This is a genomic window from Pseudomonas sp. NFPP28, assembly GCF_900115535.1.
Classification (GTDB): Bacteria; Pseudomonadota; Gammaproteobacteria; order Pseudomonadales; family Pseudomonadaceae; genus Aquipseudomonas; species Aquipseudomonas extremorientalis.
This window is the reverse complement of sequence record NZ_FOWT01000008.1, coordinates 150,913-165,664: the sequence shown is the minus strand read 5'-3', so window position 1 is coordinate 165,664 and position 14,752 is coordinate 150,913. Positions and strand designations below refer to the sequence as shown.

Genomic DNA, 14,752 nt, shown 5'->3' with positions numbered 1-14,752 from the left:
AAAGAGTCCCCGCGATGACGCCTCTAGATGCCAAGCGCCCGCTGCAGCTCAATGCTCAGGGCCAGTTGCGACACTTCTTGTCGCTCGACGGTTTGCCCCGCGAACTGCTCACCGAAATCCTCGACACCGCCGACTCGTTCCTCGAAGTCGGTGGCCGGGCGGTGAAGAAGGTCCCGCTGTTGCGCGGCAAAACCATCTGCAACGTGTTCTTCGAGAACTCCACCCGCACCCGCACCACCTTTGAACTGGCCGCCCAGCGGCTGTCGGCCGATGTAATCACCCTGAACGTGTCCACCTCGTCGGCAAGCAAGGGTGAGACCCTGCTCGACACCCTGCGCAACCTGGAAGCGATGGCCGCCGACATGTTCGTGGTACGCCACGGCGACTCCGGCGCCGCGCACTTCATCGCCGAACACGTGTGCCCGCAGGTGGCGATCATCAACGGCGGTGACGGCCGCCACGCCCACCCGACCCAGGGCATGCTCGACATGCTCACCATTCGTCGGCACAAAGGCAGCTTTGAGAATCTCTCGGTGGCCATCGTCGGCGACATCCTGCATTCGCGGGTCGCGCGCTCGAACATGCTGGCCCTCAAAGCCCTGGGTTGCCCGGATATCCGCGTGATTGCGCCGAAAACCCTGTTGCCCATCGGTATCGAACAGTACGGCGTGAAGGTCTACACCGACATGGCCGCAGGCCTCAAGGATGTGGACGTGGTGATCATGCTGCGCCTGCAACGCGAGCGCATGGCCGGTGGCCTGCTACCGAGCGAAGGCGAGTTCTACCGTTTGTTCGGCCTGACCACCGCACGCCTGGCCGGCGCCAAGCCGGATGCCATCGTGATGCACCCGGGCCCGATCAACCGTGGCGTGGAGATTGAGTCGGCGGTGGCCGACGGTCCGCAGTCGGTGATCCTCAACCAGGTGACCTACGGCATCGCCGTACGCATGGCCGTGCTGTCCATGGCCATGAGCGGGCAAACCGCGCAACGTCAATTCGAGCAGGAGAACGCCCAGTGAAGCTCAGCATCCTCGGCGCCCGCGTCATCGATCCGGCCAGTGGCCTGGATCAAGTTACCGATCTGCATCTGGACGCCGGCAAGCTCATCGCCATTGGCGCCGCGCCCGCAGGCTTCAGCGCCAGCGAGACGATCGACGCCAAAGGCCTGGTGGCCGCGCCTGGCCTGGTTGACCTGAACGTCGCCCTGCGCGAGCCGGGCTACAGCCGCAAGGGCAATATCACCAGCGAAACCCGCGCTGCCGCAGCCGGTGGGGTAACCAGCCTGTGCTGCCCACCGCACACCAGGCCGGTGCTGGACACCTCGGCCGTGACCGAGCTGATCCTCGACCGCGCCCGTGAAGCCGGCAACTGCAAAGTGTTCCCTATCGGCGCCTTGAGCAAAGGCCTGGAAGGCGAACAACTCGCCGAACTGATCGCCCTGCGCGACGCCGGTTGCGTGGCCTTCGGCAACGGCCTGGATAGCTTTCGCAGTACCCGCACGCTGTTACGTGCCCTGGAATACGCGGCGACTTTCGACCTTACCGTGATCTTCCATTCCCAGGACCGTGACCTGGCCGAAGGCGGCCTGGTCCATGAAGGCGCCGTGGCCAGCTTCCTCGGCCTGCCGGGCATCCCGGAAACCGCCGAGACCGTGGCCCTGGCCCGTGACCTGCTGCTGGTGGAACAAAGCGGCGTGCGCGCGCACTTCAGCCAGCTGACCAGCGCGCGGGGCGTGGCCCTGATCGCCCAGGCCCAGGCCCGTGGATTGCCGGTGACAGCGGATGTGGCGCTTTATCAGCTGATCCTGACGGACGAAGCGCTGATCGACTTCTCCAGCCTGTACCACGTGCAACCGCCACTGCGTACCCTGGCTGACCGCGACGGTTTGCGCGCGGCGGTGAAATCCGGTGTGGTCTCGGCGATTTCCAGCCATCACCAGCCCCATGAGAGGGATGCCAAGCTGGCACCGTTTGGCGCGACAGAGCCGGGCATCAGCAGTGTCGAACTGTTGCTGCCTCTGGCGATGACGTTGGTAGAAGATGGGTTGCTGGACTTGCCGACATTGTTGGCACGCCTGAGCAGCGGCCCGGCCGAGGCCTTGCGCCTGCCAGCGGGCAAGTTGGCGGTGGGTTCGGCGGCGGACCTGGTGCTTTTTGATCCGGCCAGTTCCACGATTGCGGGGGAGCAATGGCTATCCAAAGGTGAAAACTGCCCGTTCATCGGCCATAGCCTGCCGGCGACGGTGCGTTACACCCTGGTGGATGGCCGCATCAGCTACCCGGCCTGAAAAATCCCACCTCTAATGTGGGCATGATCAATGTGGGACGGGGCTTGCCCCCGATTGCAGTGGGTCAGCTACAGATAAGCTGACTGATCCACCGCTATCGGGGGCAAGCCCCCTCCCACATGTTGATCTCCACCAGAAGTTAAAGATCAGCGGCCGCTGTTGCGCTCGGCATTGCGGATCGATATCTGCGTATTCAACGTCCAGAAGTCATACAGCACCCCAACCAGGAACAAACCGCCGGTCAGCAGGTAGATCAGGCCGGTGATCCATTTGCCCTGGTACATGCGGTGCACGCCAAATACCCCGAGAAACGCCAACAGGATCCAGGCCACGTTGTATTCGATGGGTCCGGCGGTAAACCTCAGGTCCGCTTCACGGTCCATGGCCGGGATCAGGAACAGGTCGATCAGCCAGCCGATACCCAGCAAGCCAAAGGTGAAAAACCAGATCGTTCCGGTCACCGGCTTGCCGTAATAGAAGCGATGCGCCCCGGTAAAACCGAAAATCCACAGCAGGTAACCGATGACCTTGCTGTGGGTGTCTTGCTGCTCGCCAATCTGCTGATAGGTGTTCATCGCGTACCTCTTTTGCCTCGATAGATAAATTTTTTCATTTTCTTTGTGACTTTTTTACGGGCGCCCGACGTACGGCAAATGGTATCTTCCCTGCCCTGAAAGCCTTATGCCACCTGACTTGTGTAGGACAATTGCGGCGAATCGTCGCGTTTTTCCTGATTTTGACGTCAAGGTTCAGTCGACAAACGGCCTGAGAACGACACAAAAAGCTGTTATAAAGTTGCGCGCAAACCCATAAGAGCCACGCCTAATGCGACCATTTTTCAAGACATGGCTAACCATTTGCCTATTAATGCCACTGGCCGCCCACGCCACCAATCGTGAGCAACGACTTCCCAACGTTAACGGTTTCACCCCTAAAGTCCACAGCACGCCAAGCACCGCCAAGTCGGTCAAGCTGACCGTCAACCGCCCGACTCAACTGAGCAAGGCCCACGGCAAGGCAACGGCCGGCCTGGTAGGCGTCAACACCAGGCAGAGCAGCACCGTGCTCAGCCGCGCCGTCAACGTGCTCGGTACTCCTTATCGTTGGGGCGGCAGCAGCCCAAGTAAAGGGTTCGACTGCAGCGGCTTGGTGAAATATGCGTTTAACGACGTAGCCGCCGTGGATTTGCCGCGCACCTCCAACGCCATGGCCGCCGGCCACGGGCAGAAGGTTGATCGCAAGGACTTGAAACCGGGTGACCTGCTGTTCTTCAAATTGAAGAGCCGCCAGGTGAACCACGTTGCCATCTACCTGGGCAACGACCGTTTCATCCACGCACCACGCCGTGGCAAAGCGGTCAGCATCGACACGCTGAAGAAACCGTTCTGGGACAAGAACTACGTGATTGCCAAGCGGGTATTGCCCAAAGAGCAGAACAACCTGCGGGTGGTCCAGCGCTGATTCCAGGCTGGAGTGCGGTGGGTGAACAATGTGGGAGGGGGCTTGCCCCCGATTACCGTGGATCAGCTACAAATAAGCTAACTGATCCACTGCTATCGGGGGCAAGCCCCTGCCACATTTGGACCTTCATATTTCCCCAGGCACCCTCGCCTTCTGCTGCGCCTCTTCCCGACTGATCACCCCCTCCCCGACCAACGTCTTCAAGCTCATATCCAACGTCTTCATCCCCAGCGCCCCACCCGTCTGGATCGCCGAGACCATCTGCGCCACCTTGTCCTCACGGATCAGATTGCGAATAGCCGGCGTACCCAACATGATTTCATGGGCCGCCACCCGCCCCCCGCCGATCTTCTTCACCAGCACCTGGGACACTACTGCCTGCAACGACTCCGACAGCATCGAGCGGACCATGGCCTTTTCCCCCGCCGGAAACACATCCACCAGCCGATCCACGGTCTTTGCCGCCGACGAGGTATGCAAGGTGCCGAATACCAGGTGCCCGGTCTCAGCCGCCGTCAGGGCCAGGCGGATGGTTTCCAGGTCGCGCAGTTCACCCACCAGGATCACGTCCGGGTCTTCCCTGAGCGCCGAGCGCAGGGCAACCGAAAAGCTATGGGTGTCGCGGTGCACCTGGCGTTGGTTGATCAATGCCATGTTCGGCTTGTGGATAAACTCGATAGGGTCTTCAAGGGTGAGGATGTGCTGGCGTCGATGCTGATTGAGAAAGTCGATCATCGCCGCCAGGGTAGTGGACTTGCCCGAGCCGGTAGGGCCGGTCACCAGCACCAGGCCGCGCGGCAGCTGGGCGATACGCTGGAACACTTCCCCCAGGCCGAGGCGCTCCAGGCTCTGGACCTCGGACGGTACGGCGCGAAACACCGCGCCCATGCCCCGCTCCTGCCGGAACACGTTGGCGCGGAAGCGCGCCACACCGGGCAGTTCGAAGGCAAAATCCGTTTCAAGAGATGTTTCGAAATCCTTTTGTTGGTGCTGATTGAGCAATGGGCTCAACAAGTCGGCCACTTGCGGGGGTGAAAGCACCGGCCCGTCCAGCGGCCAGACCTCCCCATCCACCCGCAGCATCGGCGCCAGTCCGGCGGACAAATGCAGGTCGGAGGCGCCACGGCGCACGCTGGCCGTGAGTAATTCAGTGATATCCATAGGGCTTTCCATTTCCAGTAGAATGCCGCGGACTCCATATCCACGGGCGCATCTTGAATGTCGACGATAGCAGACAACATCGGCCAGGTTAGCCAGCGCATCCGCGCCGCAGCCGACGCCGTGCAACGTGACGCAAGCAGCATCCACCTGCTGGCCGTGAGCAAGACCAAACCCGCGCAAGCCGTGCGCGAAGCCTATGCCGCCGGGATGCACGATTTTGGCGAGAACTATCTGCAGGAAGCCATGGGCAAACAGGCCGAATTAACCGACCTGCCCTTGAGTTGGCACTTCATCGGCCCCATTCAATCGAACAAGACGCGCGCTATTGCCGAGAACTTCGCTTGGGTGCATTCCGTGGACCGCTTGAAAATCGCTCAACGCTTGTCCGAACAACGCCCGGCCGACCTGCCACCGCTGAACATCTGCATTCAGGTCAACGTCAGCGGCGAAGCCAGCAAGTCCGGCTGTACACCCGCCGACCTGCCAGCCCTGGCCAACGCTATCAGCGCCCTGCCGCGCCTGAAGCTGCGTGGCCTGATGGCAATCCCCGAGCCGACCGAAGAGCGCGCCGCGCAAGATGCAGCCTTCGCCACCGTGCGCGAGCTGCAAGCCAGTTTGAACCTGCCGCTGGACACACTTTCCATGGGCATGAGCCACGACCTTGAGTCGGCCATTGCCCAAGGCGCCACCTGGGTGCGGATCGGTACCGCCCTGTTTGGCGCCCGCGACTACGGCCAGCCATGAAATGGCTGACTTCCATTTAGCTAAGGACCTGTCATGAGAGACACGCGTATAGCCTTTATCGGCGCCGGTAACATGGCGGCCAGCCTGATCGGTGGCCTGCGGGCCAAGGGCCTGGATGCCGCGCAGATCCGCGCCAGCGACCCGGGCGCAGACACCCGTGCCCGCGTCAGCGCCGAGCACGGTATTGAAACCTTTGCCGACAACGCCGAGGCCATCCAGGGCGTCGACGTGATCGTGCTGGCAGTGAAGCCGCAGGCCATGAAGGCGGTGTGCGAAAGCCTGCGCCCAAGCCTGCAGCCGCATCAGCTGGTGGTGTCGATTGCGGCCGGCATCACCTGCGCCAGCATGAACACCTGGCTCGGCGCACAGCCGATCGTGCGCTGCATGCCCAACACGCCAGCCCTGGTCAGCCAGGGCGTGAGCGGCTTGTACGCCACCGCCCAAGTGAGCGCCGAACAACGCGACCAGGCGCAAGAACTGCTGTCCGCCGTGGGCGTCGCGCTGTGGCTGGAACAGGAGCAGCAACTGGACGCGGTCACCGCCGTATCCGGCAGCGGCCCGGCGTATTTCTTCCTGCTGATCGAAGCCATGACCGCCGCCGGCGTGAAGCTGGGACTGTCCAAGGACGTTGCCGAACAACTGGCCGAGCAGACCGCCCTGGGTGCTGCGCGCATGGCGGTGTCCAGCGATGTGGACGCCGCCGAGCTGCGCCGCCGCGTGACCTCGCCGGGCGGCACCACACAGGCGGCCATCGAGTCGTTCCAGGCCGGGGGCTTTGAAGCCCTGGTGGAAAAAGCACTGGGTGCCGCTGCGCGCCGCTCGGCGGAACTCGCCGAACAACTGGGCAAATAAGGAGCCAACATGATTGGTTTGAACACCGCAGCCGTCTACGTGCTGCAAACCCTCGGCAGCCTGTACCTGCTGATCGTCCTGATGCGCTTCGTGCTGCAACTGGTGCGTGCGAACTTCTACAACCCGCTCTGCCAGTTCATCGTCAAGGCCACCCAGCCGCTGCTCAAGCCATTGCGCCGGATCATCCCGAGCCTGTTCGGCCTGGACATGTCGTCGCTGGTGCTGGCAATCCTGGTGCAGTTGGCCTTGATGGCGCTGACCCTGTTGCTGACCTACGGCACCACCGGCAATTTCGTACAGTTGCTGATCTGGGCCATCATCGGCGTGACCGCGCTGTTCCTGAAGATCTTCTTCTTCGCCCTGATCATCAGCGTGATCCTGTCCTGGGTCGCCCCCGGTAGCCACAACCCTGGCGCCGAGCTGGTGAACCAGATCTGCGAGCCGGCCCTGGCGCCATTCCGCCGCCTGCTGCCGAACCTCGGCGGCCTGGATATCTCGCCGATCCTGGCGTTCATGGTGCTCAAGTTGCTGGACATGCTGGTGATCAACAACCTGGCGGCCATGACCGGGATGCCGGAGATTTTGCGCCTGCTGATCTGACGCAAAGCAAATGTGAGAGGGGCAAGCCCCCTCCCACATTTCAAACCGCTCAGGCCATTGCTTGCCGCTAGGTGCAGCGGTCTTTAGACTTACGCCTCATTTAAACGAGAGCAGGGTCGATGCCAGCTGCCTTTCCCCCCGATTCTGTTGGACTGGTCGTGCCCCAAGTGGCGCACTTCAGCGAACCGCTGGCCCTGGCCTGTGGCCGTTCGCTGCCTGCCTACGACCTGATCTATGAAACCTATGGCCAACTGAACGCCACGGCGAGCAACGCCGTGCTGATCTGCCACGCCTTGTCCGGCCATCACCACGCGGCCGGTTTCCACTCTGCCGAGGATCGCAAGCCCGGCTGGTGGGACAGTTGCATCGGCCCCGGCAAGCCCATCGACACCAACAAGTTCTTTGTGGTCAGCCTGAACAACCTGGGCGGCTGCAACGGTTCCACCGGCCCCAGCAGCCTCAATCCGGAAACCGGCAAGCCGTTCGGCGCCGACTTCCCGGTGCTCACCGTGGAAGACTGGGTGCACAGCCAGGCGCGCCTCGCCGACCTGCTGGGTATCAACCAGTGGGCGGCAGTGATCGGCGGCAGCCTGGGCGGCATGCAGGCGCTGCAATGGACCATCACCTACCCGGACCGCGTGCGCCATTGCCTGGCAATCGCCTCGGCCCCCAAGCTGTCGGCGCAGAACATCGCCTTCAACGAAGTGGCGCGCCAGGCCATCCTCACCGACCCGGAGTTCCACGGTGGTTCGTTCCAGGAAGCCGGCGTGATTCCCAAGCGCGGCCTGATGCTGGCGCGGATGGTCGGGCATATCACCTACCTGTCCGATGATTCCATGGGCGAGAAATTCGGCCGTGGCCTCAAGAGCGAGAAGCTCAACTACGACTTCCACAGCGTCGAGTTCCAGGTGGAAAGCTACCTGCGCTACCAGGGCGAGGAGTTCTCGGGGCGTTTCGACGCCAACACCTACCTGCTGATGACCAAGGCGCTGGACTACTTCGACCCGGCCGCCAACCACGACGACGACCTGGCGAAAACCTTCGAAGGCGCCACGGCCAAGTTCTGCGTGATGTCCTTCACCACCGACTGGCGCTTCTCGCCGGCCCGCTCCCGCGAGCTGGTGGACGCGCTGATGGCTGCACGCAAGGACGTCTGCTACCTGGAGATCGATGCACCGCAAGGCCACGACGCCTTCCTGATCCCGATCCCGCGTTACTTGCAGGCGTTCGGCAATTACATGAACCGGATTACTGTGTGAGAACGCCATGAGAGCCGACCTGGAAATCATCCAAGACTGGATCCCCGCCGGCAGCCGCGTGCTCGACCTGGGCTGCGGCGATGGCGAACTGCTGAGCTGGCTGCGCGACAACAAGCAAGTCACCGGCTACGGCCTGGAAAACGACCCGGACAACATCGCCCAGTGCGTGGCCAAGGGCATCAACGTGATCGAGCAGGACCTGGACAAGGGCCTGGGCAACTTTGCCAGCAACAGCTTCGACATCGTGGTGATGACCCAGGCCCTCCAGGCGGTGCACTACCCGGACCGCATCCTCGACGAAATGCTGCGCGTAGGCCGCCAGTGCATCATCACCTTCCCCAACTTCGGGCACTGGCGCTGCCGCTGGTACCTGGCCACCAAGGGCCGCATGCCGGTGTCGGACTTTCTGCCGTACACCTGGTACAACACGCCGAACATCCATTTCTGCACCTTCGAAGACTTCGAAGCCCTGTGCAGTGAGCGTGAAGCCAAGGTGATCAACCGCCTTGCCGTCGATCAACAGCATCGTCACGGCTGGGCAAGTAAACTATGGCCCAATCTGTTGGGCGAAATCGGTATTTACAGGGTCAGCAGTCCTGGCCTGACGGACCACAAGATTGCCGTCTAATCATCTTCAAGAGGGACGCTCATGAAACGCCTGGCTGTATTTCTATTGACCGCGTGCCTGGGCGCCAGCGCCCTGGCCGCCGACGCTATCGATGCCAATCGCAAGAAAGACTTCGGCGATATCACCGTCCACTACAACACGTTCACCTCCAGCTTCCTGCAACCGGAAACCGCCCAGGCCGTCGGCGTGGTGCGCAGCAAGGAAAAGGGCTTGATCAACGTGACGGTGATCAAGGGCGTGACCCCGGTGGCCGCGCAAGTGACCGGCACCATCAAGGACTTGGGCGGCAAGAGTGAAGTCCTGACGTTCAAGCAGATCAACGAGAAAGGCGGCATTAATTACCTGGCGCCCTACTCCGTGACGCAGCGCGAATACAAGACGTTTACCATCAACGTTGAAACCGGCGGCAAAGCCCATAGCTTCCAGTTCAACCAGGAACTGTTTCCGGCGGAATAATGAACCTCACCCAACTCGTACTGGCCAGCCATAACGCCGGCAAACTCAAAGAACTGCAAGCCATGCTCGGCGACTCCGTGCAGTTGCGCTCGATTGGCGAGTTCAGCCAGGTGGAACCGGAAGAGACCGGCCTGTCGTTCGTCGAGAACGCTATCCTCAAGGCACGCAACGCCGCACGCATCTCCGGCCTGCCGGCGCTGGCGGATGACTCGGGGCTGGCCGTCGATTTCCTCGGCGGCGCACCGGGCATTTATTCGGCACGCTACGCCGACGGCAAGGGCGATGCCGCCAACAACGCCAAGCTGCTGGACGCGCTCAAGGACGTACCGGACGCCGAGCGCGGCGCACAGTTCGTCTGCGTGCTGGCCCTGGTACGGCATGCCGATGACCCGCTGCCGATCCTGTGCGAAGGCCTGTGGCACGGGCGCATCCTGCATGCGGCCAGCGGCGAGCATGGGTTTGGCTATGACCCGTTGTTCTGGGTGCCGGAACGTAACGTTTCCAGTGCCGAACTGAGCCCGGCCGACAAGAACCAGATCAGCCACCGTGCCCGCGCAATGGATTTGCTGCGCCAACGCCTGAGCCTGAAATGACCCTGAACACCTCTGCGCAGCCGCTGATCCACGGCGGCGCGCAAACACCTCGGGCGGCCTTGCCTGTGCTGCCGCCCCTGGCGCTGTATATCCATATCCCGTGGTGCGTGCGCAAATGCCCTTATTGCGACTTCAACTCCCACACCGCCAGTAAAGTGCTGCCGGAAGAGGAGTATGTGGACGCCCTGTTGGCCGACCTCGATCAGGACCTGCACGCAGTGCATGGCCGCGAACTCAGTTCGATCTTCTTCGGCGGCGGCACGCCCAGCCTGTTCAGCGCCGCAGCGTTGGGGCGGTTGCTCAAGGGCGTGGAAGCCCGCATCCCGTTTGCCAGCGATATCGAGATCACCCTGGAAGCCAACCCCGGCACATTCGAGCAAGAAAAGTTCGTGGCCTATCGCAAGCTGGGGATCAATCGCCTGTCCATCGGTATCCAGAGCTTCCAGCAGGAAAAGCTTGAGGCCCTGGGCCGCATCCACAATGGCGACGAAGCCGTACGTGCCGCCGGCATGGCGCGCCAGGCCGGGTTCGATAACTTCAATCTGGACTTGATGCACGGGCTGCCCGATCAGTCCCTGGACGATGCCTTGAGCGACTTGCGCCAGGCCATCGCGCTGAAGCCGACGCACTTGTCCTGGTACCAGCTGACCCTGGAACCCAACACCGTGTTCTGGAACCAGCCGCCTGCACTGCCGGAAGATGACACCCTGTGGGACATCCAGGAAGCCGGCCAGGCGTTGCTCGCCGAACACGGCTACGCGCAATATGAAGTATCGGCCTATGCCCAACCAGGTCGCCCGGCGCGGCATAACCTCAATTACTGGAGCTTCGGTGACTTCATCGGCATCGGTGCCGGCGCCCACGGCAAGCTCAGCCATCCGGACGGGCGCATCGTACGCACCTGGAAGACCCGTGCACCGAAGGACTACCTCAACCCGGCCAAAAGCTTCCAGGCCGGCGCGAAGGAGCTGACCAACGAAGAGTTGCCATTCGAGTTCCTGATGAACGCCCTGCGCCTCACCGAAGGGGTCGATGCCAGGCTCTACGCCGAGCGTACCGGTCTGGATCTGGCGAGCCTCGATGAAGGCCGCCGCGAGGCAGAACAAAGTGGCTTAATGCAGGTCGAACCGTCACGCCTGGCGGCGACCGACCGCGGGCAACTCTTTCTCAATGATCTGTTGCAGAAGTTTTTGAGCTGACGCTCTTAAGGAAATCGAATGGATTTGGTACTCGACCTGCTCGCCACCGTATCCCGCTGGAGCCGCAGCAACCTGTCGGAAATCTCCCTGGCCCTCGTGGGCTGCCTGCTGGTGCTGTTCGGCGCCGATATCAAGGGCTGGATCGAAGCACGCCTGGGCAGCATCGCGGGTGCGTTGCGCGTGCCGTTGATGGCGCTGGTGTGCATGATCGGCAGCGGCGCGGCGCTGATCTATGCCACGCCGTGGATTGTGCGGGGGTTGAGCCAGTTCAATAACTACAGCCTGGCGCCGGTGTTGATCGTGGTACTGGTACTGATCGGCGTAGTCGCAGACCGCCGCTGATCCAAGGCACACTGCGAAAACAAATGTGGGAGGGGGCTTGCCCCCCAATGCTTTGGGTCAGCTACAGATAAGCTGACTGATCCACCGCTATCGGGGGCAAGCCCCCTCCCACATTGAATTGCATTTCAAGCTAATGGGGAGTTACGCCAGCTTCTCGAACTTCAGATCCCACACCCCATGCCCCAGCCGCTCACCACGACGCTCGAACTTGGTGATCGGCCGCTCGGCCGGGCGTGGCACGCATTTGCCGTCTTCAGCCAGGTTGCGGTAGCCGGGGGCGACGTTCATCACCTCCAGCATGTACTCCGCGTAGGGTTCCCAGTCGGTGGCCATGTGCAGGATGCCGCCCACTTTCAGCTTGCTGCGCACCAGTTCCGCGAAGGAGGCCTGGACGATGCGGCGCTTGTGGTGACGGGCTTTGTGCCATGGGTCCGGGAAGAACAGCATCAGGCGATCAAGGCTGTTGTCGGCGATGCAGCGGTTGAGCACTTCGATCGCGTCGCAGTCATAGACCCGCAGGTTCGTCAGGCCTTGGGTCAACACGCCGTTGAGCAGCGCGCCGACACCTGGGCGGTGGACTTCCACGCCAATGAAGTCCTGGTCCGGCGCAGCGGCGGCCATTTCCAGCAGGGAGTGGCCCATGCCGAAGCCGATTTCCAGGGAACGCGGGGCCGAACGGCCGAACACCTGGTCGTAGTCCACCGGCGCGTCGGCCAATGGCAACACGAACAGCGGCGTGCCTTGCTCCAGGCCCTTTTGCTGGCCTTCGGTCATGCGACCGGCGCGCATCACAAAACTCTTGATGCGGCGGTGCTTGGACTCGTCGCCTGCTTCCAGGGTGTTCGGCGTTTCGTTTGATTCAGTCATCAATGGCTCTTACTTGATCAGACCATCCAGCGGCGAGGAGGCGCTGGCGTAGAGTTTTTTCGGCATGCGGCCGGCGAGATAGGCCAGGCGGCCCGCGACGATGGCGTGGTTCATGGCTTCGGCCATCAGGATCGGTTGCTGGGCGTGGGCGATGGCCGAGTTCATCAGCACCGCGTCACAGCCCAGTTCCATGGCGATGGTTGCGTCGGAGGCCGTGCCCACGCCTGCATCCACCAACACCGGGATCTTGGCTTCTTCGAGGATGATCTGCAGGTTGTACGGATTGCAGATACCCAGGCCGGAACCGATCAGGCCGGCCAGTGGCATCACCGCGATGCAGCCGATTTCCGCCAGTTGGCGCGCGATGATCGGGTCATCGCTGGTGTAGACCATCACGTCGAAACCTTCCTTGACCAGGGTTTCGGCGGCCTTGAGGGTTTCGATCACGTTGGGGAACAGGGTTTTCTGGTCGGCCAGCACTTCCAGCTTCACCAGGTTGTGGCCGTCGAGCAGCTCACGGGCCAGGCGGCAGGTGCGCACGGCCTCGATGGCATCGTAGCAACCGGCGGTGTTCGGCAGGAAGGTGTAGCGGTCCGGCGACAGCACTTCAAGCAGGTTCGGCTCGCCTTCGATCTGGCCGAGGTTGGTGCGGCGCACGGCGAAGGTGACGATCTCGGCGCCCGAGGCTTCGATGGCCAGGCGGGTTTCTTCCATGTCGCGGTACTTGCCGGTGCCGACCAGCAGGCGGGACTGGTAGGTACGCCCGGCCAGGACGAAAGGCTTGTCGCTACGAACGATGCTCATGGGAAATCCTCGGAATGGGGTGAGGTTCTGCAGAATTCAGGAAACTGCGCGATCAGCCGCCGCCGATGGCGTGGACCACTTCGACCTGGTCGCCTTCGGCGAGTGCGGTCTCGGCGTGCAGGCTACGCGGGACGATATCCAGGTTGAGTTCCACTGCGACGCGCCGCCCGGTCAGGTCCAGTCGGGTCAGCAGGGCCGCAACGGTTTCACCGTCGGGCAGTTCAAAGGATTCGCCGTTCAACTGAATGCGCATGCCACGGGCCGCCATCGTTTTTAGGGGTCGGCATTCTAGCCCGATTGAGGTTGCCGGCCCAAGTCCCTTGGTCAGGCTGCCTGCAAGCGCCACGCCGCCAGGCCCAGGAAGAACCAGCCAAGCAGGAAGGCCAGGCCGCCAAACGGCGTGATGATCCCAAGCTTGCTGATGCCGGTCAGGGTCAGCACATACAGGCTGCCGGAGAACAGCAGGATGCCAACGGTAAACGAGATGCCCGCCCAGCTGACCAACCGGCCAGGGATATGCGCCGCCAGCAGCGCCACGCCGAACAGCGCCAGGGTGTGCACCAGTTGGTAGGTCACGCCGGTGTGGAAAATTGCGAGGTACTCGGCGCTCAGGCGGTTTTTCAGGCCGTGGGCGGCGAAGGCCCCAAGGGCGACACCGGTGAAGCCGAAAAAGGCAGCCAACATCAGAAAGCCACGCAGCATGAGGAACTCCAGTCAGACTCAAAGGGCCGGGTCTGTATAATGGCCCGCTCAACGGGTTCGGCCAAGCCATCTCTATGCTGCGTCTCCTCTTCAAACGCTTTCTCAACGTCGTCAAATGGTTTGCCATCGGCAGTGTGCTGCTGGTGCTGCTGTTTCGTGTCGTCCCGCCGCCCTTCACCGCGCTGATGGTGGAGCGCAAGGTCGAATCCTGGTTCGACGGCGAACCCATTGACCTGCAGCGCACCTGGGTACCGTGGGACGAGATCTCCGATGACCTCAAAGTGGCGGTGATGGCCGGTGAAGACCAGCGCTTCCCGCAGCATTGGGGCTTTGATTTCGGTGCGATCCAGGCGGCGATCCTGCACAACGAGCGCGGCGGCTCGATTCGCGGTGCCAGTACGTTGAGCCAGCAGGTGTCGAAGAACCTGTTCCTGTGGGCCGGCCGCAGCTATTTGCGCAAAGGCCTGGAAGCCTGGTTTACCGGGTTGATCGAGGTGTTGTGGCCCAAGCAGCGGATTCTTGAGGTGTACCTCAATAGCGTGGAGTGGGACGAAGGCGTGTTTGGCGCGGAAGCGGCGGCGCGGCATCACTTTGGAGTGAGTGCCAAGGGGTTATCGCGGCAGCAGGCCAGCTATCTGGCGGCTGTTTTGCCCAATCCACGGGCGTGGAGTGCCAGCCATCCGACGGCGTATGTGGCAAGGCGCGCGGCTTGGATTCGTCAGCAGATGAGTCAGTTGGGTGGAGACGGTTACCTGGTCGAACTGAACAACTCCCGCAAGGCGCCCTGGTCCGACTGA

Annotated in this window: 19 protein-coding genes; 13 read left to right on the top strand and 6 right to left on the bottom strand. The window is 62.2% G+C overall.

Annotation, left to right across the window (positions count from 1 at the left end):
• The first annotated feature begins 14 nt into the window (after nucleotides 1-14).
• Entirely contained in the window at nucleotides 15-1,019 is a 1,005-nt protein-coding gene (locus BM110_RS21165) for an aspartate carbamoyltransferase catalytic subunit (protein WP_058426561.1), read from the top strand.
• Nucleotides 1,016-2,287: a dihydroorotase gene (locus tag BM110_RS21160; protein WP_093120635.1), complete on the top strand. Its 1,272-nt coding sequence runs from the start codon at nucleotides 1,016-1,018 to the stop codon at nucleotides 2,285-2,287. Before BM110_RS21165 ends, BM110_RS21160 begins: the two co-directional genes overlap by 4 nt.
• A 146-nt stretch (nucleotides 2,288-2,433) precedes the next feature.
• Here the strand turns inward: BM110_RS21160 and BM110_RS21155 are convergent, their stop codons facing one another.
• Entirely contained in the window at nucleotides 2,434-2,844 is a 411-nt protein-coding gene (locus tag BM110_RS21155; protein WP_162276412.1) for an NINE protein, read from the bottom strand.
• A 268-nt stretch (nucleotides 2,845-3,112) separates the two neighbouring features.
• On the opposite strand from BM110_RS21155, the gene BM110_RS21150 reads away from it, so the two are divergent.
• Nucleotides 3,113-3,748, top strand: a complete 636-nt coding sequence (locus tag BM110_RS21150) for a C40 family peptidase (RefSeq protein ID WP_071490370.1) — start codon at nucleotides 3,113-3,115, stop codon at nucleotides 3,746-3,748.
• A 126-nt stretch (nucleotides 3,749-3,874) separates the two neighbouring features.
• Here the strand turns inward: BM110_RS21150 and BM110_RS21145 are convergent, their stop codons facing one another.
• On the bottom strand, nucleotides 3,875-4,909 hold the full coding sequence (locus BM110_RS21145; RefSeq protein WP_093514118.1) for a type IV pilus twitching motility protein PilT: 1,035 nt from the start codon (nucleotides 4,907-4,909) through the stop codon (nucleotides 3,875-3,877).
• Nucleotides 4,910-4,966: 57 nt separating this feature from the next.
• On the opposite strand from BM110_RS21145, the gene BM110_RS21140 reads away from it, so the two are divergent.
• The 9 genes from BM110_RS21140 to BM110_RS21100 all read left to right on the top strand — a co-directional run bounded on the left by BM110_RS21140 (nucleotide 4,967) and on the right by BM110_RS21100 (nucleotide 11,582).
• A complete protein-coding gene (locus tag BM110_RS21140) occupies nucleotides 4,967-5,653 on the top strand; it encodes a YggS family pyridoxal phosphate-dependent enzyme (protein WP_093514117.1) in 687 nt (228 codons plus the stop codon).
• A gap of 33 nt (nucleotides 5,654-5,686) precedes the next feature.
• Entirely contained in the window at nucleotides 5,687-6,505 is an 819-nt protein-coding gene (gene proC / locus BM110_RS21135; RefSeq protein WP_092241973.1) for a pyrroline-5-carboxylate reductase, read from the top strand.
• Between the two features lie 9 nt (nucleotides 6,506-6,514).
• Nucleotides 6,515-7,105, top strand: coding sequence for a YggT family protein (locus BM110_RS21130; protein WP_025859579.1), 591 nt, complete (start codon nucleotides 6,515-6,517; stop codon nucleotides 7,103-7,105).
• A 119-nt stretch (nucleotides 7,106-7,224) separates the two neighbouring features.
• Nucleotides 7,225-8,364: a homoserine O-succinyltransferase MetX gene (locus tag BM110_RS21125; RefSeq protein ID WP_071490374.1), complete on the top strand. Its 1,140-nt coding sequence runs from the start codon at nucleotides 7,225-7,227 to the stop codon at nucleotides 8,362-8,364.
• Between the two features lie 7 nt (nucleotides 8,365-8,371).
• The gene (metW, locus tag BM110_RS21120; protein WP_034109956.1) at nucleotides 8,372-8,992 is read left to right on the top strand and encodes a methionine biosynthesis protein MetW; all 621 of its coding nucleotides are present in this window, start codon (nucleotides 8,372-8,374) and stop codon (nucleotides 8,990-8,992) included.
• A 21-nt stretch (nucleotides 8,993-9,013) separates the two neighbouring features.
• Nucleotides 9,014-9,448 carry a DUF4426 domain-containing protein gene (locus tag BM110_RS21115; RefSeq protein ID WP_092241971.1) on the top strand — a complete coding sequence of 145 codons (435 nt, stop codon included), beginning with the start codon at nucleotides 9,014-9,016 and terminating at the stop codon, nucleotides 9,446-9,448.
• A complete protein-coding gene (gene rdgB, locus BM110_RS21110; protein WP_025859581.1) occupies nucleotides 9,445-10,041 on the top strand; it encodes an RdgB/HAM1 family non-canonical purine NTP pyrophosphatase in 597 nt (198 codons plus the stop codon). Before BM110_RS21115 ends, rdgB begins: the two co-directional genes overlap by 4 nt.
• On the top strand, nucleotides 10,038-11,240 hold the full coding sequence (gene hemW / locus BM110_RS21105; RefSeq protein WP_093514116.1) for a radical SAM family heme chaperone HemW: 1,203 nt from the start codon (nucleotides 10,038-10,040) through the stop codon (nucleotides 11,238-11,240). Before rdgB ends, hemW begins: the two co-directional genes overlap by 4 nt.
• An 18-nt stretch (nucleotides 11,241-11,258) precedes the next feature.
• Nucleotides 11,259-11,582 carry a DUF3392 domain-containing protein gene (locus tag BM110_RS21100; RefSeq protein ID WP_058426549.1) on the top strand — a complete coding sequence of 108 codons (324 nt, stop codon included), beginning with the start codon at nucleotides 11,259-11,261 and terminating at the stop codon, nucleotides 11,580-11,582.
• Between the two features lie 141 nt (nucleotides 11,583-11,723).
• On the opposite strand, the gene trmB is transcribed toward BM110_RS21100, so the two are convergent.
• The 4 genes from trmB to BM110_RS21080 all read right to left on the bottom strand — a co-directional run bounded on the left by trmB (nucleotide 11,724) and on the right by BM110_RS21080 (nucleotide 13,955).
• Nucleotides 11,724-12,449 carry a tRNA (guanosine(46)-N7)-methyltransferase TrmB gene (gene trmB / locus BM110_RS21095; protein WP_058426548.1) on the bottom strand — a complete coding sequence of 242 codons (726 nt, stop codon included), beginning with the start codon at nucleotides 12,447-12,449 and terminating at the stop codon, nucleotides 11,724-11,726.
• A 9-nt stretch (nucleotides 12,450-12,458) separates the two neighbouring features.
• Nucleotides 12,459-13,253, bottom strand: coding sequence for a thiazole synthase (locus BM110_RS21090; RefSeq protein WP_058426547.1), 795 nt, complete (start codon nucleotides 13,251-13,253; stop codon nucleotides 12,459-12,461).
• 52 nt (nucleotides 13,254-13,305) lie between these two features.
• A complete protein-coding gene (gene thiS, locus BM110_RS21085; protein ID WP_058426546.1) occupies nucleotides 13,306-13,506 on the bottom strand; it encodes a sulfur carrier protein ThiS in 201 nt (66 codons plus the stop codon).
• Nucleotides 13,507-13,577: 71 nt separating this feature from the next.
• Nucleotides 13,578-13,955 (bottom strand): DUF423 domain-containing protein, encoded by a 378-nt coding sequence (locus BM110_RS21080; RefSeq protein WP_016976028.1) that lies wholly within the window; start codon nucleotides 13,953-13,955, stop codon nucleotides 13,578-13,580.
• Nucleotides 13,956-14,029: 74 nt separating this feature from the next.
• Here BM110_RS21080 and mtgA point away from each other — a divergent pair, with 74 nt between their 5' ends.
• Nucleotides 14,030-14,752 carry a monofunctional biosynthetic peptidoglycan transglycosylase gene (mtgA, locus tag BM110_RS21075; RefSeq protein WP_093514115.1) on the top strand — a complete coding sequence of 241 codons (723 nt, stop codon included), beginning with the start codon at nucleotides 14,030-14,032 and terminating at the stop codon, nucleotides 14,750-14,752.

What these genes read in the sequence shown, in the direction of transcription:
- BM110_RS21150 (WP_071490370.1), top strand. Translation starts at nt 3,113, where the DNA reads ATGCGACCATTTTTCAAGACATGGCTAACCATTTGCCTATTAATGCCA.
- BM110_RS21125 (WP_071490374.1), top strand. Translation starts at nt 7,225, where the DNA reads ATGCCAGCTGCCTTTCCCCCCGATTCTGTTGGACTGGTCGTGCCCCAA.
- BM110_RS21140 (WP_093514117.1), top strand. Translation starts at nt 4,967, where the DNA reads ATGTCGACGATAGCAGACAACATCGGCCAGGTTAGCCAGCGCATCCGC.
- thiS (WP_058426546.1), bottom strand. Translation starts at nt 13,506, where the DNA reads ATGCGCATTCAGTTGAACGGCGAATCCTTTGAACTGCCCGACGGTGAA.
- BM110_RS21090 (WP_058426547.1), bottom strand. Translation starts at nt 13,253, where the DNA reads ATGAGCATCGTTCGTAGCGACAAGCCTTTCGTCCTGGCCGGGCGTACC.
- metW (WP_034109956.1), top strand. Translation starts at nt 8,372, where the DNA reads ATGAGAGCCGACCTGGAAATCATCCAAGACTGGATCCCCGCCGGCAGC.
- hemW (WP_093514116.1), top strand. Translation starts at nt 10,038, where the DNA reads ATGACCCTGAACACCTCTGCGCAGCCGCTGATCCACGGCGGCGCGCAA.
- BM110_RS21100 (WP_058426549.1), top strand. Translation starts at nt 11,259, where the DNA reads ATGGATTTGGTACTCGACCTGCTCGCCACCGTATCCCGCTGGAGCCGC.
- BM110_RS21165 (WP_058426561.1), top strand. Translation starts at nt 15, where the DNA reads ATGACGCCTCTAGATGCCAAGCGCCCGCTGCAGCTCAATGCTCAGGGC.
- BM110_RS21145 (WP_093514118.1), bottom strand. Translation starts at nt 4,909, where the DNA reads ATGGATATCACTGAATTACTCACGGCCAGCGTGCGCCGTGGCGCCTCC.
- BM110_RS21130 (WP_025859579.1), top strand. Translation starts at nt 6,515, where the DNA reads ATGATTGGTTTGAACACCGCAGCCGTCTACGTGCTGCAAACCCTCGGC.
- BM110_RS21080 (WP_016976028.1), bottom strand. Translation starts at nt 13,955, where the DNA reads ATGCTGCGTGGCTTTCTGATGTTGGCTGCCTTTTTCGGCTTCACCGGT.
- proC (WP_092241973.1), top strand. Translation starts at nt 5,687, where the DNA reads ATGAGAGACACGCGTATAGCCTTTATCGGCGCCGGTAACATGGCGGCC.
- trmB (WP_058426548.1), bottom strand. Translation starts at nt 12,449, where the DNA reads ATGACTGAATCAAACGAAACGCCGAACACCCTGGAAGCAGGCGACGAG.
- mtgA (WP_093514115.1), top strand. Translation starts at nt 14,030, where the DNA reads ATGCTGCGTCTCCTCTTCAAACGCTTTCTCAACGTCGTCAAATGGTTT.
- BM110_RS21115 (WP_092241971.1), top strand. Translation starts at nt 9,014, where the DNA reads ATGAAACGCCTGGCTGTATTTCTATTGACCGCGTGCCTGGGCGCCAGC.